This window comes from Bacteroidales bacterium, from assembly GCA_026418905.1.
Lineage (GTDB): Bacteria > Bacteroidota > Bacteroidia > Bacteroidales > DTU049 > JAOAAK01.
The window spans coordinates 14891-38299 of sequence record JAOAAK010000011.1; the positions used below are offsets into that span (position 1 = coordinate 14891).

At 36.6% G+C, this 23409-nt stretch carries 19 protein-coding genes and 1 tRNA gene; 6 read left to right on the plus strand and 14 right to left on the minus strand.

Annotated elements, in window-relative coordinates:
• Nucleotides 1-2: 2 nt before the first annotated feature.
• Genes N2Z72_02535 through N2Z72_02545 form a run of 3 tightly spaced genes read right to left on the minus strand, consistent with a single transcriptional unit; the run spans nt 3 to nt 1521 of the window.
• The gene (locus N2Z72_02535) at nt 3-281 is read right to left on the minus strand and encodes a hypothetical protein (GenBank protein MCX7696554.1); all 279 of its coding nucleotides are present in this window, start codon (nt 279-281) and stop codon (nt 3-5) included.
• On the minus strand, nt 278-1036 hold the full coding sequence (surE, locus tag N2Z72_02540; GenBank protein MCX7696555.1) for a 5'/3'-nucleotidase SurE: 759 nt from the start codon (nt 1034-1036) through the stop codon (nt 278-280). The genes N2Z72_02535 and surE overlap by 4 nt, the downstream gene beginning before the upstream one ends.
• Entirely contained in the window at nt 1033-1521 is a 489-nt protein-coding gene (locus tag N2Z72_02545) for a hypothetical protein (protein MCX7696556.1), read from the minus strand. Before N2Z72_02545 ends, surE begins: the two co-directional genes overlap by 4 nt.
• 274 nt (nt 1522-1795) lie before the next feature.
• On the opposite strand from N2Z72_02545, the gene N2Z72_02550 reads away from it, so the two are divergent.
• From N2Z72_02550 to cydB, 3 genes are read left to right on the plus strand one after another with little or no spacing between them, the layout of a single operon-like run.
• Nucleotides 1796-2011, plus strand: coding sequence for a DUF4492 domain-containing protein (locus tag N2Z72_02550; protein ID MCX7696557.1), 216 nt, complete (start codon nt 1796-1798; stop codon nt 2009-2011).
• A gap of 6 nt (nt 2012-2017) precedes the next feature.
• Nucleotides 2018-3577, plus strand: a complete 1560-nt coding sequence (locus tag N2Z72_02555) for a cytochrome ubiquinol oxidase subunit I (protein MCX7696558.1) — start codon at nt 2018-2020, stop codon at nt 3575-3577.
• Between the two features lie 19 nt (nt 3578-3596).
• Complete coding sequence (gene cydB, locus N2Z72_02560) at nt 3597-4736, plus strand: cytochrome d ubiquinol oxidase subunit II (protein MCX7696559.1); 1140 nt, start codon at nt 3597-3599, stop codon at nt 4734-4736.
• Nucleotides 4737-4879: 143 nt separating this feature from the next.
• Here cydB and N2Z72_02565 read toward each other — a convergent pair whose 3' ends face one another.
• From N2Z72_02565 to N2Z72_02575, 3 genes are all read right to left on the minus strand, one after another.
• Nucleotides 4880-5764 (minus strand): class I SAM-dependent methyltransferase, encoded by an 885-nt coding sequence (locus tag N2Z72_02565; protein ID MCX7696560.1) that lies wholly within the window; start codon nt 5762-5764, stop codon nt 4880-4882.
• A gap of 83 nt (nt 5765-5847) precedes the next feature.
• The gene (locus N2Z72_02570; protein MCX7696561.1) at nt 5848-7260 is read right to left on the minus strand and encodes an NAD(P)(+) transhydrogenase (Re/Si-specific) subunit beta; all 1413 of its coding nucleotides are present in this window, start codon (nt 7258-7260) and stop codon (nt 5848-5850) included.
• A 6-nt stretch (nt 7261-7266) separates the two neighbouring features.
• Nucleotides 7267-8805: a Re/Si-specific NAD(P)(+) transhydrogenase subunit alpha gene (locus N2Z72_02575; protein ID MCX7696562.1), complete on the minus strand. Its 1539-nt coding sequence runs from the start codon at nt 8803-8805 to the stop codon at nt 7267-7269.
• A 506-nt stretch (nt 8806-9311) separates the two neighbouring features.
• On the opposite strand from N2Z72_02575, the gene N2Z72_02580 reads away from it, so the two are divergent.
• Nucleotides 9312-10046, plus strand: coding sequence for a DUF4339 domain-containing protein (locus N2Z72_02580; protein MCX7696563.1), 735 nt, complete (start codon nt 9312-9314; stop codon nt 10044-10046).
• 591 nt (nt 10047-10637) lie between these two features.
• On the opposite strand, the gene N2Z72_02585 is transcribed toward N2Z72_02580, so the two are convergent.
• From N2Z72_02585 to purB, 3 genes are read right to left on the minus strand one after another with little or no spacing between them, the layout of a single operon-like run.
• Nucleotides 10638-11720, minus strand: coding sequence for a radical SAM protein (locus N2Z72_02585; protein ID MCX7696564.1), 1083 nt, complete (start codon nt 11718-11720; stop codon nt 10638-10640).
• Nucleotides 11701-12408 (minus strand): ceramidase, encoded by a 708-nt coding sequence (locus N2Z72_02590; GenBank protein ID MCX7696565.1) that lies wholly within the window; start codon nt 12406-12408, stop codon nt 11701-11703. The genes N2Z72_02585 and N2Z72_02590 overlap by 20 nt, the downstream gene beginning before the upstream one ends.
• Nucleotides 12405-13754, minus strand: a complete 1350-nt coding sequence (gene purB, locus N2Z72_02595; GenBank protein MCX7696566.1) for an adenylosuccinate lyase — start codon at nt 13752-13754, stop codon at nt 12405-12407. The genes N2Z72_02590 and purB overlap by 4 nt, the downstream gene beginning before the upstream one ends.
• 403 nt (nt 13755-14157) lie before the next feature.
• Between purB and N2Z72_02600 the strand changes: the two genes are divergently transcribed.
• Nucleotides 14158-14229, plus strand: a tRNA-Arg gene (locus tag N2Z72_02600).
• Nucleotides 14230-14540: 311 nt separating this feature from the next.
• On the plus strand, nt 14541-14972 hold the full coding sequence (locus N2Z72_02605) for a hypothetical protein (GenBank protein MCX7696567.1): 432 nt from the start codon (nt 14541-14543) through the stop codon (nt 14970-14972).
• A gap of 495 nt (nt 14973-15467) precedes the next feature.
• Here the strand turns inward: N2Z72_02605 and N2Z72_02610 are convergent, their stop codons facing one another.
• From N2Z72_02610 to N2Z72_02630, 5 genes are read right to left on the minus strand one after another with little or no spacing between them, the layout of a single operon-like run.
• Nucleotides 15468-17468 carry a gliding motility-associated C-terminal domain-containing protein gene (locus tag N2Z72_02610; GenBank protein MCX7696568.1) on the minus strand — a complete coding sequence of 667 codons (2001 nt, stop codon included), beginning with the start codon at nt 17466-17468 and terminating at the stop codon, nt 15468-15470.
• Nucleotides 17468-18733, minus strand: coding sequence for an insulinase family protein (locus N2Z72_02615; GenBank protein ID MCX7696569.1), 1266 nt, complete (start codon nt 18731-18733; stop codon nt 17468-17470). The genes N2Z72_02610 and N2Z72_02615 overlap by 1 nt, the downstream gene beginning before the upstream one ends.
• A gap of 7 nt (nt 18734-18740) precedes the next feature.
• Nucleotides 18741-19979, minus strand: a complete 1239-nt coding sequence (locus N2Z72_02620) for an insulinase family protein (protein MCX7696570.1) — start codon at nt 19977-19979, stop codon at nt 18741-18743.
• Between the two features lie 56 nt (nt 19980-20035).
• Nucleotides 20036-21337 (minus strand): T9SS type A sorting domain-containing protein, encoded by a 1302-nt coding sequence (locus N2Z72_02625; protein ID MCX7696571.1) that lies wholly within the window; start codon nt 21335-21337, stop codon nt 20036-20038.
• On the minus strand, nt 21327-23285 hold the full coding sequence (locus tag N2Z72_02630) for a hypothetical protein (GenBank protein ID MCX7696572.1): 1959 nt from the start codon (nt 23283-23285) through the stop codon (nt 21327-21329). Before N2Z72_02630 ends, N2Z72_02625 begins: the two co-directional genes overlap by 11 nt.
• Between the last annotated feature and the right edge of the window lie 124 nt (nt 23286-23409).

Consider the following 23409-nt stretch of genomic DNA (forward strand, 5'->3'; position numbering starts at 1 on the left):
ATTTACATGTAGAGATATAAATAAAACAAAGCAAAGATAAATGTTACTAAAAAAATTCCCCGTCCTGTTTTGTCGAATTTAAGTTTTACCAAATAGTATCGAAAGGGTATTAAATTGATGGCAATAGCAATAAGAAGCATCGTGCCTGGCTGAAGGATAGGAAAATTTCGGGCAAAAAAAACGTGGGTAATGAGGTATAATAAGCCATAGGTTATCCCCGTAATGAGAAAGGATAGTAAAACACCGAAAAAAAAATTATCCTTCAGAAAAAAATTTTTCATTTCAGTTGATGCTGAACGCTTTTTAAAAAATCATATGCAGTCATATCTACACTGATTGGGACGATGCTGATGTAGTTTTCGTTAAGCGCTTTAATGTCCCCATTTTCAGTAAGTTCGCGGATTTGAAAATCTCCTTTAAGCCAGAAATACTTTTTTTGATGAGTATCGATTCGCATGTCAAATTCTTCTTCCCAGAAACCTGGGGTTTGTGCACACCATTTGATTCCTTTAATTTCTCGACTGTCTGGTAAATTAATGTTTAATGAAATGCCAAAAGGAAGGGGATGATCAAGAACCCATGGTATGATTTTGAGCAGATAAGGAACATATATATCAAATTCGATATCGGGTTCGAAACTAACGTGTGATATGCCAATAGAGGAGATATGATGCAAAGAACCTTCGATAGCTGCTGCCATAGTGCCACTGTAAAGCACATTTATTGATGCATTTGAGCCATGATTAATACCACTAAGAATCATAACTGGTTTCTGGGGAAGGATATGAAATAGTGAGAGTTTAATGCAATCCACAGGGGTTCCATTCACTAAGTAGGTAGGGCAATCCAGAGGACTTGTTTTTAACAATGAGTAACGAAGAGGATTTTGAATGGTAACTCCATGTCCTGTGCCAGAACGAGGTGTGTCAGGGATAACAGCAACCACTTCACCAAAAGTCTTGGCAATGTTTGTTAGTGTACGCAGTCCATTAGCATAAAGACCATCGTCGTTGGTTACAAGAAAGATGGGCCTCATTGAATTTTTTTTAAGGTTTTGTTTAACTCTTCTAAAATTTCGTTTTCTTTATTGATTTGATCACCTATTGTTTTAATTTCTTTTTCGTTGCTGCTTATTTTTTCTTTGTTTTCTTTGATGGTAGATTCACATTCTTCTATTTCTTTCTGCAGCTTTCGATTTTCTTTTTCAAGATCGCTTTGAGAATCTTTTAATTTTGATATTCTTGATTCCTGATCTTTTATTTGCTTTTTAAGTGCATTAGTTGCCAGGCCTTTAGCAAAAGATAAAAGCATATTTTTTGCAGCGTTATAGCCTTGCGTGTGATCTTTGCTATTGAGAAAAGCTCCTCCAAGATCCATAGCTACGATAGCGGTGTACGTATTGTCGTTGTCTTTTTCCAATCTAAAATAAAAATCAATAGTATTGGCAGATATCTCAGTAAATGTTGCATTATCGGCAAAAATTTCATCTTTTCCGCTAACTTTAGCTTTGGCTTTCTTCATCAAATCTTTCCACCCTTCCACAATATCATCTTTGGATGCATAGGGGATGTTAAATACCAAACAGTTTACTTTCCCCACGCTCATTTTTTCGGTTTTTTCAGAAATATTGATAGATTGAGCAAATGCGAAAACAAAAGTAAAAATGAAAAATAGAGGAATGAACATTTTCATGATTAAATTTTTGTAAAATTAAACATAAATTTTCTCATAAACTCGGTAAAAAGGTATTGCAATATTAAAAAGGAGTTTATATTTTTGCAAACAATAGTTTGTAGTGGGAATTATTAAAAGAATTTTCTTTTTTTATTACCAAGGTTTTAAAGAAATGCCATCATGGGGAAAGAAATTGTGGGTTATTATTTTAATCAAACTATTTGTTTTTTTTGTTGTCATGAAGTGGTTGTTTTTCCCCAATGTTCTCAAAAAAAACTTTAATACAGAAAAAGAGAGGGTTGATCATGTTTTGAACAATATTACAAAGATTAAATAATTGCCTATGGAAGATTTGTTACAGTTGGTCAATTGGTCTAGGGCTCAGTTTGCGCTGACAGCCATGTATCATTGGATGTTTGTCCCGATTACACTTGGATTGACTTTTATTGTAGCAATGATGGAAACTTTTTATGTAAGAACTGGTAAAGAAGAATGGAAACGGATGACTAAATTTTGGGCAAAGTTGTTTGGGATTAATTTTGCCATTGGTGTAGCTACTGGAATTATACTTGAATTTGAATTTGGCACAAACTGGAGTAACTATAGTTGGTTTGTGGGCGACATTTTTGGAGCACCTCTTGCTATTGAGGGAATTCTAGCTTTCTTTCTGGAAAGTACGTTCATTGCTGTGATGTTTTTTGGGTGGGACAGGGTAAGCAAAGGATTTCACCTACTTTCGACTTGGCTCGTAGCTATTGGATCGAATTTATCTGCATTGTGGATTTTAGTTGCTAATGCGTGGATGCAGTACCCAACAGGGACTGTTTTTAATCCTGATAAAGCTCGTAATGAGATGATCAATTTTTGGGAAGTTCTTTTCAGCCCAGTAGCCATAAATAAGTTTTTGCATACCATATCCAGTGCCTATGTCATTTCATCTCTTTTTGTTGTAGGGGTAAGTGCATGGTTTCTTTTAAAGAATCGTGAAAAAATTTTAGCGAAGAAAAGCATTCTTATTGCAAGCGTGTTTGGTTTGCTTTCGGCAATATTTCTAGCACTGACTGGTGATGGTTCAGCTTATCAAGTAGCCCAGAAGCAACCTATGAAATTAGCTGCCATGGAGGGTATGTATAAAGGGAAAGAGCGTGCTGGTATTGTGGCATTTGGACTTTTAAATCCCACTAAAGAAGTAGGGGATGATCAATCAGCTTATCTTTTTAAAGTAGAAATTCCTTATTTATTGTCGTTGTTGGGTTATAGAGACGCTAATGCTTTTGTGCCGGGGATTGAAGACTTGCTGTATGGAAACCCTGAAAAAGGTATTATGAGTTCACAAGAAAAGATAGAAAGAGGCCGTATTGCTGTAGAAACTTTATCAGCTTACAAGGAAGCTATGAAAAATAAAGATACAGCTAAAATGGCAGAACTACGATCTTTGTTTGATCCTAATACTGAAAAGGGAAAAGAATTTTATAAAAATTACTTTTCTTACTTTGGCTATGGTTTTCTTCGTTCTGAAAAAGAGCTCATACCATGGGTTTCGCTTAATTTTTATTCGTTTCGTGTCATGGTCGGTCTTGGTCTTTTCTTTATCCTTTTCTTTACTTTAATGCTTTGGTTTGTTCTAAAAAATCAAGTTGATCGGAGAAAATTCTGGTTGAAAATTGCTCCGTGGAATATTCTGCTTGGTTTTATTGCCTCACAAGCAGGATGGATTGTCGCTGAAGTTGGGCGTCAGCCCTGGATTATTCAAGACCTCATGCCAACCTCTGTGGCGGTAACTCAATTGAGTGTGAACAACGTGGTAACAACTTTCATTCTTTTTGCTATCATTTTTACAACTCTTTTAATTGCAGAAATTTCCATCATGTTAAATGCCATAAAAAAAGGTCCAAAAAATTAGCATAATAGGAGGGAAAGTCATGTTTGAACAATTGTCATATCTCGCATTGCAGCAGTATTGGTGGTTTATCATTTCGGTGTTGGGTGGAATTCTTGTTTTCTTGTTATTCGTTCAGGGTGGGCAGTCTCTACTTTACGTACTTGGTAAGACAAAAGAAGAAGTAACTGTACTTGTCAATGTCTTTGGACATAAATGGGATTTGACTTTCACTACTTTAGTGACATTTGGTGGTGCCCTGTTTGCCTCATTCCCACTCGTATATAGTACTTATTTTGGTGGAGGTTATTGGCTCTGGATGCTTGTTCTATCGACTTTTATTTTGCAAGCTGTAAGTTACGAATTTAGAACAAAAGCAGGTAATTTCTTGGGTCAGAAGACTTATGAATGGTTTTTGTTCTTAAACGGACTTGTGGGTACCATTTCCTTAGGTGTTGCCGTTGCTACTTTCTTTACTGGAGGTAATTTTGTTCATAATGAAATGAATTTTGTTTCATGGGCAAATGCCTGGCATGGTCTTGAGGCTTTTGCTAATCCAATTAATCTTGCTTTAGGCTTGGCTGTGTTTTTCCTTTCACGCGTGTTGGCCATGTTATATGTAGCAAACAGAGTTCTCGATGAAAGTATTCTCGAACGTGTCAGAAAGCGCTTAAGAATTTGTGCTCCCTTATTTTTATTCTTTTTCTTAACATTTATCGTTTCCATCTGGTTATCAAAAGGGTATGGTTATTTGCCATCTGGTGAGGTGATAGTTGTTAAGCACAAATATTTATTAAATTTCATTGAAATGCCTCTTGTTGGAATAATCTTTTTACTTGGCGTTTTACTTGTTTTGTGGGGATTGATTCGTTCTTTGTTCTTTTTTGCTAACTGCTATAAAAAAGCCATATGGTTTGTAGGTCTGGGCACTTTTCTTACAGTTCTCTCCTTGTTCTTTAATTTGGGATATAACAACACGGTGATTTTTCCTTCACTTGTAAATATCCAGCATAGTTTAACTATTGAAAATTCTTCGTCAAGTCAGTTTACACTCACCGTGATGAGCTACGTATCATTGTTGGTACCTTTCGTAGTTGGTTATATTGTTTATGCGTGGTATTCAATGAACAGAAAAAAAGCATCGGTCAAAGATTTAGAAAGTTCAGAAGTTGAACCATATTAAAAAAGTCGTATGTGGAAAGAAATTTTATGGTTTTTGTCTTGGCCAGTATTAATAATTGTAGCGTTTCAGTTAATTAAATTTTTGCTCAAGAAATATGAGCAGAAATTTGAGGAATAATTGAGCTGCTCGAAAGAGCAGCTTTTTTATTTTTTAATGGCTAAAACAAAAACACTATCTCCTAATCTCAGGAGGGTTAGTAAACTATTAATGATTTTTTTGAAATATTGTAAAATAAAAGTTTTCTCGAAAAATCGACGTACTTTTTCATCTTGGCTTTGTTCTGTAAAAGGATTTTCATTTTCTTTTCCCAAAATGTTTTTTATTCTGGTAATGCTTATTCCAGTTGTCGTAAGTCGTTGAATGGAAAACGAATTTGCTTTTAAAAGTTTCTTTAAAGTATTCGGTGTAAAATAAGAAAGATGTTCAGGAAATAAAATATCGGGATGCTTGTTTTGAAGGATTCTTCTGGTAATACTATTGAAATTAGGGGTTGTAATAATAAGAGCACCACCTTTTCTTAAGATTTTATACATGTCGGCAATTTCGGTGGCAGGAAATGAAGTATGTTCAATAGTTTCTATACTAACAATAATATCCATTTGGGGTAAGAAAGAAAGATGATCATTAAGAGTTCCTTCAAAAACAGTAATTCCTTTTGAGCGAGTAATATCTACAGCCACTTTTGAAAGTTCAATGCCATACGTTTCCCAACCTAAGTTTTTAGCAACCAACAAAAAAATTCCATTTCCACAACCCACATCAAGTATTCGATTGTAAAGTCTGAATTTTTCAAGTTTTTTTAACCATTCCTGATAACGTTTTAGGGTAATAGGAGAGATATAATAATTTTCGGTATAAGAATATTGTTCGTAAAAGATTTTCAATTCATCAAAAGAAGGTATTTGTTGGCTAAAGACAAAACGACATTTCTTGCAGCGTGTGAGATGATGGTTTTGATATTTTTTCAAAGGTCTTAACTCGGATGAGTCACAAATAGGGCATTTCGTATGATAGTTTTGTGGTCCCATCTTTTTTGCAATTATAAAGTAGATTTTTCAGATAAAAAAACTGCCTCGCATAGAGGCAGTTTTTTGTAAAAAAGAACAAGCAGTTATTTTTTTATTAGTTCAAGCAATTTTTCCATAACAACTCTGGCATCTCCGAAAAGCATGCGTGTGTTTTCTTTGTAAAACAAAGGATTATCAACACCTGCATAACCTGCTGCCATGGAACGTTTGATAACGATAACGTGTTTAGCTTTCCAAACTTCAATGACAGGCATTCCATAAATGGGACTTGTGGGGTCTTCCTGGGCACCAGGATTGACCGTATCATTGGCACCAACTACAAAAATTAAATCGGTTTCAGGCATGTCAGGATTGATTTCATCCATTCCTAGCACAATATCATACGGAACATTAGCTTCTGCTAATAGAACGTTCATGTGTCCTGGCAAGCGCCCAGCTACTGGATGGATACCAAAACGTACGGTTTTGCCCTGTTCTCTTAATTTATTTGTTAACTCGCTGATAGGATATTGAGCTTTGGCAACAGCCATGCCATAGCCAGGGACAATGACAATTGAATTAGCTTCTTCAAGCAACGATACAGTTTCTTCGGGAGTAATTGGTTTTACTTCACCTTCGACTTTGGAACTAGCTATAGCAGTCTCCCCAAAACCACCAAGAATAACAGATAGAAATGATCGATTCATTGCCCTGCACATGATGATGGAAAGAATAGCCCCTGAACTTCCGACCAAAGCTCCGGTTACGATGAGCAGGTCGTTTCCAAGAGTGAAACCTGATGCAGCAGCAGCCCATCCCGAATATGAATTGAGCATGGAAATTACAACAGGCATGTCGGCACCACCGATGGCCATCACTAAAAATATCCCAAGAATAGATGAAAGTCCAGTCATGATGGAAAGATATATCAAGCCATCATGGATATCAGCAGGAACGAAAAATACGCCAAGAACAATAGATGCTAAAATAAGTATTACGAGTAAAGCATCTTTACCTGGAAAAACCACGGGTTTGGAAGTAATCTTTTCATCCAATTTACCCCAAGCGATCACTGAACCTGTAAATGTTAGTGCCCCGATAAAAACACCAACATAAACTTCGATAAGATGAATATTTTTTTCAACGCCAGTCAAAGCATGATTGACAGGGTCAAGGTAAGAGCCAAAACCGACGAGAACAGCAGCAAGTCCAACAAAACTGTGTAAAAGAGCTATAAGTTGTGGCATAGCAGTCATCTGTACGCGACGGGCTACCATAATGCCTATAAAAGCAGCTACGAGAAATGCGGCAAGCATGTATTCTAATCCTTTGATATTGGGACCAAGTAGTGTAAAAGTCAAAGCAATAATCATCCCAATAATTCCGAAAATAACACCACGCTTTGCAGTTTCTTGGGCTGAGAGTCCTGAAAGACTTAGAATGAAACAAATAGCTGCAATTAAATATGCAGCAACCTGGATCATATTTATGTTTTCAATATTCAATATATTTTCCATAGGGGCTTATTTTTTAAACATTTTTAACATTCTATAAGTGACGAAGAAACCTCCAACAATATTGATACTGGCAATGAAGAAAGCAATCAAAGCCATGATGGTGATGGGGTTAGTTAAATCCTCACCCATCATGAGAATTCCACCAACAGCAATAATTCCACTGATGGCATTTGTCACAGACATAAGAGGTGTGTGTAAAGCATGGGTAACATTCCAAATGAGATTCCAACCTAGAAAAACAGAAAGAACAAAAACGGTAAAATGAGACATAAAAGCAGGAGGTGCTACTTGCCCTAACAGGTAAAAAAGAATAGCGATAATTCCTAGCCATACAAAAGACATAATGGTTTTGCGACGGGATTTCTTAGCTTCTTGAGCAGCTAATTCTTCTGGTGTTGGAAGAGCTGTGGGTGTAGCAGCTTTTTTAGCTGAAACAGCTAAAGGGGCAGGAGGCCAATGAATTTCACCTTGATAGACAACCATAGCCCTATTTACTACGTCGTCGTCCATGTTGATGAAAAACTGGCCGTCTTTTCTCATGTCTTCTAGCATGTTGGCAAAATTGTTCCCAAGCAGAAAACTAGCTTGCATGGGCATCATATTAACTTTACCGATAATGGTGACCCCATTTGGTGTTGTATAAATTTCTCCTGGTTTAGTTAAAACACAATTTCCTCCTGTGCTAGCAGCCAAGTCAACAATAATAGAACCAGGTTTCATTACATTGACGTGATCTTCTAGTATAAGTTTTGGTGCAGGTTTACCTGGGATCTGAGCAGTGGTTATGATGATATCTACTTCTTGAGCTTGCTTTTTAAATAGAGCCATTTCAGCTTCAATGAAAGCTTGGCTCATTTCTTTGCTGTACCCAGATTCGGTAGAACCATCTTCTTCAATGTCAACCGTCAGAAACTGAGCCCCCATGGATTGAATCTGCTCTCTTACTTCTTTCCTCGTATCGAAGGCACGAACGATAGCGCCAAGCGACTTGGCAATTCCAATGGCAGCTAATCCCGCTACACCAGCACCAATCACCAATACTTTAGCAGGCTCTACTTTGCCAGCTGCAGTAATTTGTCCGTTCATAAAACGTCCAAAGTTAAAAGCAGCTTCTATCACAGCTCTATACCCAGCAATATTAGCCATCGAACTTAGCACATCCATTTTCTGTGCTCGTGATATTCGTGGAATAGCATCCATAGCAATAGCGTTAACTTTTTTCTCAGCAAGCTTTTTGAGTAAATCTTGGTTCATTGCTGGATAGAGGTAACTCATAAGCAAAGTGCCTTCTTTCATCATAGCCACTTCCTCGATAGTAGGTGGTAGGACTTTGAGAATGAGATCAGCTTCCTTGAAAATTGTTTCTCTGGTAGTAATCGTAGCACCAGCTCCTTCGTATTGAGTGTCAGGATAGAGTGCTTCAACCCCTGCATCTTTTTCAACAAGAACTTCAAATCCCATTTTTTTAAACCGCGGAATGTTTTTGGGCGCAGCAGCCACCCGTTTTTCATCCGGCGTAATTTCCTTTAATATGCCAATTTTCATAGGTTTTTTAATTAGGTGTGAACAAAAATAAAAATTATTTCAAATAATATTTTTTATCAATAAGTAAATGCTACAATGACATTTTAGCAAAACAATGTAAATCACATAATGTACTTTCAATAATGCACATAAAAAAGCTACAATCATGAGATAAAAAAGCAAGAAAAAACATTATTCTTTAGCAAGTTTTAGGAAAACATCAAAAAAATTATATTGCTACCCGAAAACTCATGTTATTTAATTGTATCACCAGCTTAACACAACTTATCCAACTTTCCCTTCCGAGAATAAAACTACCCAAAAGCAACCTAAGGTAAATTTTGTACAAAATACTTAATATGCAATAATGTTTATGAAATTTAATTCTTGATGTTTCATGACGATATTTTCCTAGTGTCGACATGAAAGCTTTGAACTAAAAGCACATATCCTTTAATAAAAATTTTATTTACTTAGTAATAATTTTTTAAGTTTGTCTTTAATTACACCTTAAAATTATATGAATTATGAGGAAGTATTTTATACATAATGGAATAGAACCACAAGGACCATTTGACATTAACGAATTGAAAAAAAGGGGCGTTAATAAAGATACACTAATTTGGTTTGAAGGACTTCCTAACTGGACTTCGGCAGAGAATATTGATGAACTTAAAGATATATTGATCGTTTCAGTTCCACCTCCTCTCAAGACAGATCAAATCACTTTAACATTCAACAAAGAATATATCCAGCAAGAAACAAAACCACAAGATAAAACTATTTATCCTAAAAAGAAAAGAAAAGTCGGTAGGTTAATTCTCTTTATCATAATAGCATTTTTATTAATTGGCATCGGTATTATGATCGGCAATATAAGAGAAAGCAATGGTGATATTAACTTTTATAGCTTTCAAGAACATAAAATGAGTTATGAGGAACTCAAGATGGCTATTGAAGAAATTGAGAATGCAAGACCAGAAGACTTTTTAAATGGAATTTACTATTACAGGGAAAACTTTATAGGTGACAAATTTATTGTAGAATGTGAAATCACAAATGAGGCGTTAGTAGCAAGGTATAAGGATGTAGTTATCAGAGTAACGTATAAGTCAAAAACGGGTACAGAAATTGGAAACAAAGATTTGACTTTTTACGAAATATTTCCACCGAATTCAACTAAGAAGTTAAGATTCAAAATAGATAAAAACAAAAACGTAAATGATTTAGATTTTGAAGTGATTGGAGCAACACCGTACTAAAGACTGAAATAATACTACACACGAAAAAGACATTGAGCAGTATGTTTACAAAAGCTCAAAAGCAACAATATGTAATGGTAATTGATTGTATTATACCTCCTTGAATTGTAATTGATATATCACAAAAAGCTGTGCTAAACTTAACCATTTACTTTATTTTTAGGGCAATAAGCGAAATTGGTAATTTCATAATGTGATGACCCAAAACACTGTTTACTTTTTTATTGGATAATAACCTTTATTTAAATTTTGCCTTGAGAGTTTTATGTAGAAAACTGGTTATCACGAAAATAAAACCACGAATTGATGATCTTATAAAATTCTGACCTTGCATAAGTGAAGCTACAATTCGATACAAAACAACAAGTAATGCTTTTTTATTGTTTCTTATGTTAAAAAAAAACAAAATAAAAACGGCTATAAATGCCAGCAATTAAATGCTACACTGATTTTGATATGATGAGATCTTTAAAAGCCGCTAATCTTCAATTATTGAAATTAGGGTTGATATTTTTTTTTGAAGTTTTTTGCCTCAGACCTAACAAAAGTTTAGGAAAGAAAGGATTTTACACTGAAAAATTTTTTCAGCAATCAAACACTTAAATCAATAACACATTGTTTATAAATTTGATAGGTCGTGTCTCTCTCTACGGCCAAAAAACCAGCATCTTTAATCAGTTGAACAATGTCGTTGAGAGATAAATGTGTTTTTTTCATTGATCCTGTGCGTTGGTAAATAACGGTAGAAGTAAATATGGTTCCGTCTAGGTCATCAGCTCCATAGAGCAAAGCTATTTGGGCAGTGTCGATGCCAAGTGATGGCCAGTAAGCTTTAAGATGTGGGATATTGTCGAGAAAAAGGCGAGCAATAGCAAAAGTTTTCATGATCTCGATGATGTTGATGCGAGTTTTCTTTTCCGGACTTCTAAAGAGCAGAGGAATGAATGCATGAAAACCATGAGTTTCATCTTGTAAAGAACGAACGAGACTCAAGTGATGAATCCGTTCTTTGATGGTTTCTCCAAGGCCCATGAGCATGGTAGCGTTTGAAGGAATATCGAGTTGGTGGGCTGTTTTATGTATGTTGAGCCATTCTCTTGCAGAAAGTTTTTCGGGAAAAAAATCTTGTCTGATTTTTTCATCGAAAAGTTCTGCTCCACCTCCGGGTATGGCATTAAGACCTGCATCTTTTAGTTCCGTCAAAAGATCTTTTAAAGAGATTTTTTCTTTTTCGGAAAGGTATTGAAGCTCAATAGCTGTTAAAGCCTTAATGGATATGTGAGGAAAAAGTTTTTTAATTTTTCGAAAAAGACTTTTATAGTATTGAAGATCGAGGTCTGGAATAATTCCACCTGTGATATGAACTTCAGTAATTTGGTCGGCTACACTTTTAATACGTTGTATAATTTCTGTTTCTGAAAGGATATAACCATCCTGCGGATGATTAGCTCGAAAATAACAAAAAGTACAATGATGTATGCAATAATTGGTTGGCTCTATGTGAATGTTGCGGTTAAAAAAAACGTAATTTCCTGAAATTTCTTTTTTGCGTCGCAATGAAAGAAAAGATAATTCATGCAAAGAGAAATTTTCGAACATCCAAAAAACTTCGTCTTCGGTAAGACGAATTCCTGTTTCGATTTTGTTTTTTATGTCATATGTTGCGAAATCCATGTTTTTCATACATAAAGAGGTGAATGATGTAAATTCCTGCAAGAACACTTCCTATGGTGGAAAACACGTGCCAGAGCCAATGAGTACCGATGGGCATAGAATTAAGAGAGATATCGTCTAACCAGCGAAAGAATAAGCTTATCACGAACATGATCATAGCTCCAATAAGGAATGATAGTTTATAAAAATGGGTCTTATAGGCAACCCAACATAAGGGCAATCCCATAGCAATTCCTACAATAGCATAACTCACATTGATAGCCAGTTGAAGTGGTAACAACTCGAAAACAGTCATTCTACTGAGAATAAAAAAGATCAAAATCAAGATGGTAAGCCAACTGCGGTGGGTGATTTTTTGCCAAAAATGGAAACTTATAGCAAGTGTAAGAACGAACATAGGCATGACGTCTAGCCACATGATCCATCGATGTGCGCGAAACGCATGATAGAACGTACTTCCTAATCCTCCCAAAAAAAGAAGGGGTATAAAAACAAATTGCATAAAAGGAAAAGAAATTCTTTTTTTTCGTAAGTAGATGTAGATTAAGAAAGCACCTACTATAAAAAGAAGAGAGCTATAAGCATTCCAAGGTTCTACTATGAAAGAGTTTTCTCCTCTTTGAAGATAAAGCCATGTTTCACGATATATAGGCCCATGATCTTTTGAAAAAATACCAGAGTCCATCATGAACCGTATTTCTTCAAAAAACCAATATAATTAAAAGGCGTGATGTTTTTAAGTTCTTCTTTCACTTCGTTAGAAACGGGGAGGGTGTCGATCCAACGATGGATTGATTGCTGATCAAGCTGACGATTACCTCTCGCAAGTTGCTTGAGTGTATCGTACGCATTTGGGAATCCTTCCCTGCGAAGGATGGTCTGAATAGCTTCGGTGATAACTTCCCAGTGGACGGTAAGGTCTTCTTTTATTCTATCTTGATTAACTTCAAGTTTTTTCAATCCTCTGAGCAAAGCTTTATATGCAATAAGACTATGGGCAAATGGTACCCCTATGTTTCGAATAACAGTCGAATCTGTCAGGTCTCGCTGCAGTCTTGAAACTGGAAGTTTCTCAGCCAACAATGAAAACAAAGCGTTGGCCACGTACAAATTACCTTCAGAGTTTTCGAAGTCTATAGGATTAATCTTGTGAGGCATAGTAGATGAGCCCACTTCTTCATCTACTTTTTTCAGAAGGAAATAGTCTTGCATGATGTATAACCAAATATCTTTGTTCAAGTCAATCAATACGGTATTCCACGAAGCCATTTTTTTCAGAAATAAACAAAGGGTATCGTAATGTTCGATTTGTGTAGTCCATTGTTGACGCTTGAGAGAAAAAGTTCTTTCGAGGAATGAATTTGCCCAAAGGACCCAGTCAATTTCAGGAAATGCCGCATAGTGTGCATTGAAATTCCCAACGGCACCACCAAATTTAGTCGTGAAAAGATGTTGGTCCAATTGAGTAAGAATATTTTGCAGTCGTTCAGCAAATACCATCCATTCTTTGCCTAATGTGGTAGGAGAAGCTGGTTGACCATGGGTTCTACTCAGCATGCATATATTAAGCCATGAATGAGCTTGACTGGTAAGTAGTTCGATGAGTTCTCTCATAATAGGTAGCATAATTTGTTCGAAGGCATTTTTAACCATGAGAGTGAAAGCTACGCTGTTTACGTCCTGAGAAGTCAGTCCAAAATGAATCCATTCTTTAACTGACGTAAGGCCTAATTCATCAAACTTCTGACGAAGGTATATTTCGACTGCTTTAACGTCGTGATTAGTAGTTTTTTCAATGATTTTAATATTCTCAAATTCCTTTTGGTCGAATTTGTCAAGTAAGGAGCGAAGTTGATGTTCATCTTCATCCTTTAAAGAAATATGTTGAGGAATTGTTTTTTTCAGGTTTATAAAATATTCGATTTCTATTTGAATTCTATATTTGGTTAGGGCAAATTCGGAAAAATACGACGACAAATCCTTTGTAAGCGAATAATATCTCCCATCAACAGGTGAAATGGATAAATGATGCATTTTTTTGCAAACCTATCATTTTTTCAAATATGATCAAAAACCATTAAAATTTAGTTGTTTTGATGATATGAATTTGGGTTCGGATAAATTCAGAAAAAAACTTTCAATTAATTTTTTCTTAATTTTTTTGACATATCAATTTTTCATGCTCTTGAAGTTGTATACTTCATTCTGAGAAAAAAAATTGTTTCAAAAATTCCAATTAAGAAATAAAATCAATTTCAGTGTAATACATTAGTTGAAAAACACAAAATGTGTTATTAATTTTCTTGAATCAAATCTTTTTTATGTTTTGGTTTGTGGATTTTTTTGATGAGCATGGGCATATAGGTGGAGAAGAACAAGTTCAAGAGTAATATCGTATAGCCTAAAAGAGTCTTAATTTTTTTTATTTTTGCAACGTGGCCCCGTAGTTCAATGGATAGAACGGAAGTTTCCTAAACTTCAAATACAGGTTCGATTCCTGTCGGGGCTACAAGCTAATGCTTCTTCCACTTACATGTAATTATTTTTGTTAGGTTAATTTATTTTCGCTAAATAATTTTCGCTGTAATATTCAATTGTTGCGAAAAACCTCTGATTAAATTGTTCAATAATTACTTTTTTTAATTCATGGTTTTATAAATGACGATATAGTCTTTTATATCTCGAAACTTCATAACTGATGTAGCTTCTACTCATGCCTATCTACTCATGCCTATATTGTAGTGATAATTTAACTAATTTTTTCATTAATTTTTTTAAAAGTATGACAATGTACAAAATTTATTTATTTTTGTTTAAAAAATGAGAACATTACTTCTTCATCGATATTTTTTATGGTTTTTATTTGCGTTGACTTCAGTTGTTACATTTTTTGAATGTTTATGGTTTTTTCAGGATGTTGTGTTTAATCCTGATTTTGAATCTACGGTTAAAATATTTGCTTCCAAAATTTCACCTGCTAAGATTTATGCTTTATTTTGGGGTGCTTTTATCATGTTCATGGTTAAATGGATAGGAGCTTTGTTAATGGCCTTGAGAAAATACTGGGGGTATTTTCTTTACCTGGTGCCTAATGTGCTTGCGCTACTTTTAGCACTTTATATTTTAGTTGTGTGGAATATTTTCAATTGGCAACCATTTGTATTTTTAATAGGAACAATAATGTTCATGGTTTCATATACCTACTTGTATTTCTTTTTCAAAAGAAAATCCCATAATGACCAAATAAATTAAGTAACTTTTGATTCTTTCTTTGTTCTATTGTCGAAAATCAGAAAGTAACAATCTCATGATCAAGAAGTTTTCAGATAAATTCATATTTGATGGATTGATTATTACTTAGTTTTTGCATATGACAACAATAGTGTCTCTGATAGTTTAGATACGGATGCTTTTTATCCATATCAACGATTTTGAAAAATACGTAAGCTGTAACATTTGTGAGGTGAAATATTGTTTCTCTTTTGCATTGTATCCGTCATAACTTTGTGAAATTTCGAAGAATATTCGATGGTTAAACTTACTTTTGTGTTTCTCGCTAAACTTTTTTAGTCTGATGGTGTTGTCCCAGAAGTGTTAGTGATTAGCTTGCATGATGAACTTAAGTGGATTAAAAGCTTCCTTTGTTGTTGCAGGTACGATGAAGCTGATGGAGTAATGGAACAAATAAATGTGATGTCAGTTTTGTAATATTTTTAGAGTCAAAAAAACATTGTACAAATCAAAATTTTATCGTATCAAAATAACCGGACCATTTTTCTTAAACTGGGTACCATCAGGAAAAGTCATAAGAATCTGATAAATATAGGCTCCGGGTGGAGCACTTTTACCGTCGTTGATGCCGTTCCAACAATCATCGAGAGATGTAGTTTCAAACATCAATTCTCCCCAACGATTGAAAATCTGTAATAAATACGTAGCCTTATCTACAAATACTCCAAACACACACCATGTCTTGTTATATCCTTCTGGTGAAAAGGCTTGGGGTACAAAAAGCCTGGGCCATTGTCGTACGTAAGCAATGTTGGAAAATACGGTATCTTGAAACCCAAAAGGATTTAAATTGTTTTCTACAGCCATGAGGCGATAGGTAAAATAACCATCTGTTTCGTTCCATAAGGAGACATCATCTTGGAAAGAGTTAAAGGTGGGATCCAGCTCCAGAACTAAAGTATCAATGTAATGTGTGGGAGTTTTTATGAGGTAAAGATGTGAAAAACCATTCCATCCTTCATATAAGTTCCATTCAAGGTTATTCATGAGTTGTTCGCCGGGATAAGCCTTTAGGAACATTGTTCTAACTACGTTGGAACTAACATGCTCAATTCCACAGATGTCGGTGGTAGTGATTTTGTAATAAACTGGTCGTTCGTTGGCTATTTTATTTTCGTCAATCCAACTGTAGTGACCAGAAGGATGATAAGGGATCTCATTTAACAATTTCCATTGGTACTTGTCGAGAGAAGAGTAGATTTTACAGCTGGAAATGGTGGTATATGGATCGACGAACCATGAAAGTTGAGTAGATCCATCCGGGAAAACAGTTGCTTTTCGGAGATAAACAAATTGTGGCAAAGGGGGAAGGTTTACATCAAAGCAAATTTCATTAGAAGATGAGCTTTTTCCAAGTTGTTTGGCTCTAATGAAGTAGCAGTAGGTTCCTTGAGATACATGAAGCGAGTCTGTATAATAAAGTTGCTGGGTACTGTCGACCAATGTATATGATGAACTGTTTATTTTGCGGTAAACAAGATATTTGACTGCCGTCCATGCATGATATGCACTCCATTGCAAAAAAACTTTGCGCTGGCAGGAATCATAGGATGCTTTGAGAAGAATGGTTGAATGGGGTGATGAAATAGGACTAATACGATGACATGAATCGAAAGATGCTATGGCGTAGGTCTCAACTTGAGAATTGGCTTGTGAAGATGTATTGACATAGGATGTATTAAACCTCCCCCAGACGGTATCTATAGGAACCCACGCCATTGAAGAAAAGAAATAAATGACGTAACCACGAGTATCGGTCGAAGGTGAGGGATGCCAACCAATCAAAGCATGCCCAACCGGATTTTGTATGCTAACGCTGTCGATTCCGGGATTAACAGGTGGAATGAGGTTTTGAAAAACTCCACCAGAAAGCGAGGAAATAGAAACACAGCCGCTTTGATCTTGCACTTGAATACGATATGTAATGCTGTCATGACAGACGGTAATGGTGTCGGTATGTTGAGTGTTTGTTGTTGTGGCAAGGATGTTCCAGTCATTTTGGGGATATTCCATCCAGATTTGGTAGGAAGAATGTGTATTTAAAAGTGGGGCATGTAGGGGATTCCATTGGAGAAGAGCTATGCCATTCATGGGATTGATGACTGATAGTTTCATGGTCGCTAGAGTGTCGGATGAAATAGAGTATTGGAAATTAGGAGCATTATACCTGGTAACAAGATAATAATACTTGATTTGATTTTGTGCAGAAGCACCCACATGGATATAAGAGAGTTGGTTGTAATTGCTAATTTGGTCTACTAGAACGAAAGGCCCTGTTGGTTGGGCAGAAGAATAAATCAAATATGCATCAAAAATAAAAGTTGGATCAGCGGGTGGCAGCCAAGAAAGACGAACGTCACCGTTGGGCAAAACCTCAATGCATCGAAAAGAAGGAGGATCCAACCCAACCAAAGAGTATGATATAACCATGAAAAAGAAAACACAAACTTTTCTCATCACGAGGTAACAATCAAAATTTTAAGTTCATCGGGTTGAAGGTACTGATTGGCAACTTTAAGTAACTTGTCTGGATCCATATGATCTACCTCATTCCAAAAATATTTTCCGTATGAGAGAGGATCAACATCATGTTTGTACAAAGAGACAAAATATTGCGTGGTAGTGAACTCATTTTCAAAATTCGAAAGATATACCCCTTTGATATAATTTTTCACTTTAGTCAGTTCTTTTAGTGGAACTTTTTCATCTAATAAACGTTGAATTTCGTGGAAAATTTCATTAATAGCATCTTGAGTTTTTTCTTTGTTTACGGTGGAATAAATAGCCCAGAAAGATAATGTTTTGTGCGAAGTTATATCTGAATAGATGCCATAAGTGTATCCTTTAGTTTCACGTATGTTTTTCATGAGTCGACTGCCAAAATAACCACCTAAAACTACGTTAAGGAAGTAAAATGCTGGATAATCGGGATGCTTGAAAGTTATGGTGGGTTTTCCTAAAATAATAGCCGATTGGGCAGATTCGGGAACATAATCGATTTTTTCTTTTTCCTTAGTGGGATGGCAAATAAGAATTTGTTCTTCATGAGATGTGGTATTTTGAGCAGCTTTAACAAGTGGGGTAAAGTCTACTTTATCTATGCAGGAAGGATCTCCGGTGAAAAATATTTGAATTTTATCCCATGGGTAATGATGATAAAATGCATGAAGATCAGAAGTGCCGACATGAAGAAAATCTTCATCTGTGGTGGGTTTAAATGCTATATGCTGATCGCCAAAAAGTAAGGAGGGGAAAAGGGTACGTGCTTTAAACATGGGTTTACGAATTTTAATCATAAAATCTTGTCGATGTTGTTGAAGAAGTGTATGAAGTTCCTTCTCGGGAAACACCGAGTTGAAAAGACATTCAAAAAAAAGATTCATCACGGGTTCGACATTGTTTTTTATCGTAGCTATAGAAAAAATAGTGTGTTCTAAGGATGTGTGAATGTTGATTTCAGAAGCGAGCTTGTCAAATTCAAAAGCTATTTCGCTCGATGTCTTCCTATTGGTTCCTTCCAATAACATTAATGCCGTGAAACTTGCTTGAAGTAATTTTTTTTCATTTTTTTTCCCAATGGGTAAAACAAAGATAAACTGAGCAAAATCTCCCTCATACGGTAGGAGATGTAGAGTAAGGTTCTCATCTATTTTAAGCTTCTGGGGAACAGAAGGTTCGAAATAAGAAATTGGAATCAATGAAGGTTTTGAATTGTGTTTCATCTCAGATTCATTTGTCGAGGGGTTCATACAAAATTTCGGAGCAGTTGTGTTCTGAAAAAATTTGCTGGGCAACTTCGATGATCGCGTCACGAGTAATAGATTGATAGATCTGATTTTGTCTGAGGAGTAAAGACCAATCACCAAGTAGTTCAAAAAAAGCTAACTGTACAGCTCTTTCTTGCATAGACACGAGTGAAGAAGAAAAGACAAATTGATGTTGATTAATTGCTTTTATAAGTTCATCGTCAGAGAAATTCCCTTCACAAATTGCATGTAATTCTTTGTCAAGTGCAGTTAAAGCTTGATTCCATGATACATTTTCCCTCAGTTCACCGACAATATAAAACAGTCCAGGATCGATATCGCCACCTACGTAAGCTGAAATACTCGAAAAAATGGGATTGTCCTTAACAAGGTGTTGTTCGAGTCGGCCAGATCTACCTTCCGACAAAAGATCAGATATAAGGTCGCAAACAACATATTGAGGATCCATCCGGGAAGGCATGTGATATGCTCGATAAACAGCTCTAAAGGGTACATTTTCTTTTAAGATTTTCTGTCGCTTTTCTGTTTGGCTTGGTTCAGCAGGTAAGGGTAAATGAATAGTTCGATTTTTTCGTATGTCACCAAACCAGTATTCAATTTTTTTGAATACTTCTTCGGGATCGATCGGACCGATATAAACTAAAATGGCATTATCAGGATTATACCATTTTTCATAAAATGTTTGAACATCCTGCAAAGTAGCACGTTCAATGTGATTTAGTTCAAGTCCAATGGTGGGCCAGCGATAAGGATGAACTTGATAAGAGAGTTTTCTTAGTTCGTGCGAAGCTCTGCCATAAGGTGCATTCAAATATCTTTGCTTAAATTCTTCGATGACCACTTGTTTTTGAATAGTAAGTTTTTCTTCGTTGATAGCAAGATCATTCATCCTATCGGATTCAGCCCATAATACCGTGTCCAAGTTGTTGCCTGGGAAACTTACGTAATAGTTGGTAAAATCGTTGTTAGTAAAAGCATTGTTTTCACCGCCAATTTCCTCAATTACATGATCATACTCATGAACATGCCGACTACCTCCGAACATAAGATGTTCGAAAAGATGAGCAAAACCTGTTTTTTCAGGATCTTCATGCTTAGCTCCAACGTTGTAAAGAATATTAACATAAGAAATAGGTGTGGATGTGTTTTTAGAAATAAGTACTTTTAGGCCATTGGAAAGGGTATGCTTAATGATGTTCACTTTTTTTTGCAAATTTACTTGAATATAAAAAAACCCGCCTTTCGGCGGGCCTTATGTTATTGATTTTTACCTAGAAGAAGCTTCCTCACTTCTTGTTTATCAGAAGTTGTTGCTTGAATCATGTAATATGATTTCGGAAGATTGGGCAGGAAGATCCTGAAAGTGTTCATGCCTGGATTAGCAGTAAACGTGTTTTGGTAAATTATTTGACCTAGCAAGTCGAATATTTTCACATGGACGTTTTCGTCTTTCTGCGAATTGAAGGAAATAAAAACAAGATCATGCTGGTTTCCGTAAATATTGAATTGATTAGCTGTCAGAGAAAGGGGAGCCGAACATGTTGTGTTGGCTACTGGCCCGTCGTGTTGAATTCCATCGAAATCAACTTGTTTGATGGAATAATAAAACATGTTGCCTTTTGCATCGAAATCTCGATAGGAGTAATATTTTGGTTCGTTAGATGTGCCAGCTCCGGTGATGGTAGCGATAGCTTCCCAACTCGAGCCATCTAATGAGCGTTGGAGTACAAAATAAGCGTTGTTGGTTTCGCTCTGTGTAATCCATTCAATGAGAGGTGATTTATTGTCGGGACAACTCACAGTAAAAGATACAAGTTCCACAGGCAAAGGATTGGTTCTATCTACCAGTATCCACGTATAAAAATTACCACTTCCTGCGTTTATGTTAGAAACTACGTTCGTAGCGGTATTTACAGTTCCAAGCAATGGTGGATTAAGGTACCAGCCAGGCATCCATTTGGTCCCATCCCAATATTCTGCTTGAATGTTGGCTTCTGTAATGGTATTAGGTGCTGCCCATTCCACATCTCGGTAAGGGATGGTAATCGTACTGGTGGGGTTGGTGGTCCAGTTGACTTTGCGTAAAATAAAATAACGATCAACAGCATAAAGAGATCTGTTCACACAACTACCAGAGGGCCAACATGCGTTCGTATTGGTCACTGCTGGAGCTACAGTGGGAAAAGGAGTATTGTTAGCAGCAGTTTGATATGTACTTACGACCAGAACACCTGGATTACTGCCGGCACCCGTAATTTGATAGGTAAAAGGCAACTGATCGGCAGCAGCAGTGGTTACCCCAAAGGGAATCACGTAAGTTCCCGTAGCGTTGTTGATATGCCAAGCTACCCTGTTCAACTCACCTTCGCTTCGAATGATACCATTGGCTGTCCCTGATCGTATAATGCCATTTTGATTTGACTGAGCTACATTGAGAACAGCTCCATTGGTGATGTTAAGAACTACATCATTGTGTAATATCAGTGCGTTGTTTTGTGCAATTAGAAAGAGATTGAACGTGGAAACAAACAATGCAACAATAAAATTTTTATTCTTCATGTTTTAAATTTTTTAATGGTTTCACTATAAGTGGATCTGCCTTTTTCTGTCTTTCTATGGAAGGAACAGGTTCTTTGTTGGGAAGTGGTTCTCGTTTAAATTCTGAAAGTGGAAGAGCTTCGGGTGCTAAGGGAAGCCTTACTCCTTGATGTTTGGAAATAAGCTCACCTGTTTCTGGATCAATATAGTCTCGACGATGACCTGTTACAAAATACGTAAAAGGTACGTTGGATGTCCCACCTTGTAATTCAATGACATCAAAACTTTCGTTGGTTTTGTTGGCAACATAAACTCCTTTGCAATCACCTTCGAGTTGTATGTATACATGCAAAGGAAAAGTATCATTGACAATGATGTTTCGTGCAAATATAGGATCTAATTTAATGTGTGCTTTACCATTGACGAGTTGCCCTCTTCCATAGTCTTGCAAGAATATTTCCGTAGCTTCGGGAGCAAACATAATACGGCGGTCCTTTTTACCTTCAAGCCCTAAAACGTCGGTGGAAGCAGTACCACCAAAAGCTCCCACGTTTAAAATTTTATAATTCACTCCTCCTGATCTACATGCCACACATACACCAACGTTAGTAGTTGTTGAAGCAATGAAATAACCTCCTCCAGTATTATCAGCTAAAGCTCCATTTTTAAAGCCTGCCACACCATAGTTGGTGCTGGTGAAAGCACCTCCAGATCCCAAAGTTAAAAAGCTCGTAGCAACATTATTACCACTTGCCATGACGCCAGTTCCTGAGCTGTGAAGGTTTCTTGCATAGACAGCTGCACCTGTGGACTGACGTGATTCAGCCCAAACTCCAATTCCATCGTTGGTTCCGGCTGCAGCTGTGTTGGCAAAATAACCGCCTGATCCTCGTGGATTAGAGGTTTGCCCCCATACTCCTGTAGCGTTAATGTTGGCTGTAGTGCTGCTATTAATTCCTAAAACTGCAATTGCTTGTGTGCCACTGGTTTGACCATGTATTGAAACACCTGTGGTGTTACTGCATTCAGCTATGATGGCTCTTCCATTAGTGATGCTCTGATCGGTGATGGCTGATATAGTAGTACCAGAAAAATAACTATTAGAGCGAAGGCCAGCCATGATGGTGGCACCTCCTGTTTGGCCGGAAGTAGCCCATATTGCGGAACCTGTTGCTGCTCCATTGGCGGCTGAATTAGCGGCGAATATAGCATCCCCATCAGCATGAAGCTGTTGAGCATGGACGCCAGCATAGTTAGCATTGTTGGTAATTCCTACGGTACCACGTGTATTGTTAAGACCATCTCCTACAACTCCCCCAGCACCTGTTTGCAGGGAAATTCCGTAAACACCAGCGCCTCCACCTGCTCCACTAACAGCGTTTTGACCATATACTCCAATCCCATTGTTTGCAGTGGCATAACCATTGATGGCATAAAGATAGGTAGCATTTCCAAATACGTCGAAAAGATCGGCAGAGCTAGCTGGAGTGGTGCCATTTACGAGAACTTGACCACTGGTCAGAACTCTTATACGAGCTGTATTGTTGGTTCGAATAATCACAGGTCTGGCATCGGTAGTTCCCAAAAATTGAGTGGCTGAATCTACCCCTGCATTTCCTGCCAGCAACCAAGCATGAGCTCGAGTAATCAGAAGAGTCCAGCTGGGTGCAGCAGGAGTTCCAGCATTGTAGTAATAGCCTGCAGGGGAAAGACCACCAGTTCCAGTATTATAAACAAGCAACGATGTGGCAGGAGAAGGAATAGTTGCGGCATCGTTGATGCTTGTTAAAGCAACCCGTGGAATTAAAATCCCACGATTGGTAGCTTGAACTTCCAACATAGCTGAAGCATCAGGTGTAAAAACAGTACTGCCTATTCCAATTGATTGAGCATTTGCAGTTAGCGAAATACCAAATGCTCCTATGATAATCACTAATTTTTTAATAAAATTTTCATACATCATCTTCATAAGATTTTTTACTATTATTTAGACAAAAATACGTAAAAAAAGTTTATCATGCCTAGTAAATTATCTGATTGTTATCATATGACAAATATAGGATCTTTTTTACAGAAAAGCAAAAAAATTAGTA

Bases quoted from the DNA above. Each gene is read 5' to 3' on its own strand.
- N2Z72_02535 (MCX7696554.1), bottom strand. From the start codon at position 281: ATGAAAAATTTTTTTCTGAAGGATAATTTTTTTTTCGGTGTTTTACTA.
- surE (MCX7696555.1), bottom strand. From the start codon at position 1,036: ATGAGGCCCATCTTTCTTGTAACCAACGACGATGGTCTTTATGCTAAT.
- N2Z72_02545 (MCX7696556.1), bottom strand. From the start codon at position 1,521: ATGAAGAAAGCCAAAGCTAAAGTTAGCGGAAAAGATGAAATTTTTGCC.
- N2Z72_02555 (MCX7696558.1), top strand. From the start codon at position 2,018: ATGGAAGATTTGTTACAGTTGGTCAATTGGTCTAGGGCTCAGTTTGCG.
- cydB (MCX7696559.1), top strand. From the start codon at position 3,597: ATGTTTGAACAATTGTCATATCTCGCATTGCAGCAGTATTGGTGGTTT.
- N2Z72_02565 (MCX7696560.1), bottom strand. From the start codon at position 5,764: ATGGGACCACAAAACTATCATACGAAATGCCCTATTTGTGACTCATCC.
- N2Z72_02570 (MCX7696561.1), bottom strand. From the start codon at position 7,260: ATGGAAAATATATTGAATATTGAAAACATAAATATGATCCAGGTTGCT.
- N2Z72_02575 (MCX7696562.1), bottom strand. From the start codon at position 8,805: ATGAAAATTGGCATATTAAAGGAAATTACGCCGGATGAAAAACGGGTG.
- N2Z72_02580 (MCX7696563.1), top strand. From the start codon at position 9,312: ATGAGGAAGTATTTTATACATAATGGAATAGAACCACAAGGACCATTT.
- N2Z72_02585 (MCX7696564.1), bottom strand. From the start codon at position 11,720: ATGGATTTCGCAACATATGACATAAAAAACAAAATCGAAACAGGAATT.
- N2Z72_02590 (MCX7696565.1), bottom strand. From the start codon at position 12,408: ATGATGGACTCTGGTATTTTTTCAAAAGATCATGGGCCTATATATCGT.
- purB (MCX7696566.1), bottom strand. From the start codon at position 13,754: ATGCATCATTTATCCATTTCACCTGTTGATGGGAGATATTATTCGCTT.
- N2Z72_02605 (MCX7696567.1), top strand. From the start codon at position 14,541: ATGAGAACATTACTTCTTCATCGATATTTTTTATGGTTTTTATTTGCG.
- N2Z72_02610 (MCX7696568.1), bottom strand. From the start codon at position 17,468: ATGAGAAAAGTTTGTGTTTTCTTTTTCATGGTTATATCATACTCTTTG.
- N2Z72_02615 (MCX7696569.1), bottom strand. From the start codon at position 18,733: ATGAAACACAATTCAAAACCTTCATTGATTCCAATTTCTTATTTCGAA.
- N2Z72_02625 (MCX7696571.1), bottom strand. From the start codon at position 21,337: ATGAAGAATAAAAATTTTATTGTTGCATTGTTTGTTTCCACGTTCAAT.
- N2Z72_02630 (MCX7696572.1), bottom strand. From the start codon at position 23,285: ATGAAGATGATGTATGAAAATTTTATTAAAAAATTAGTGATTATCATA.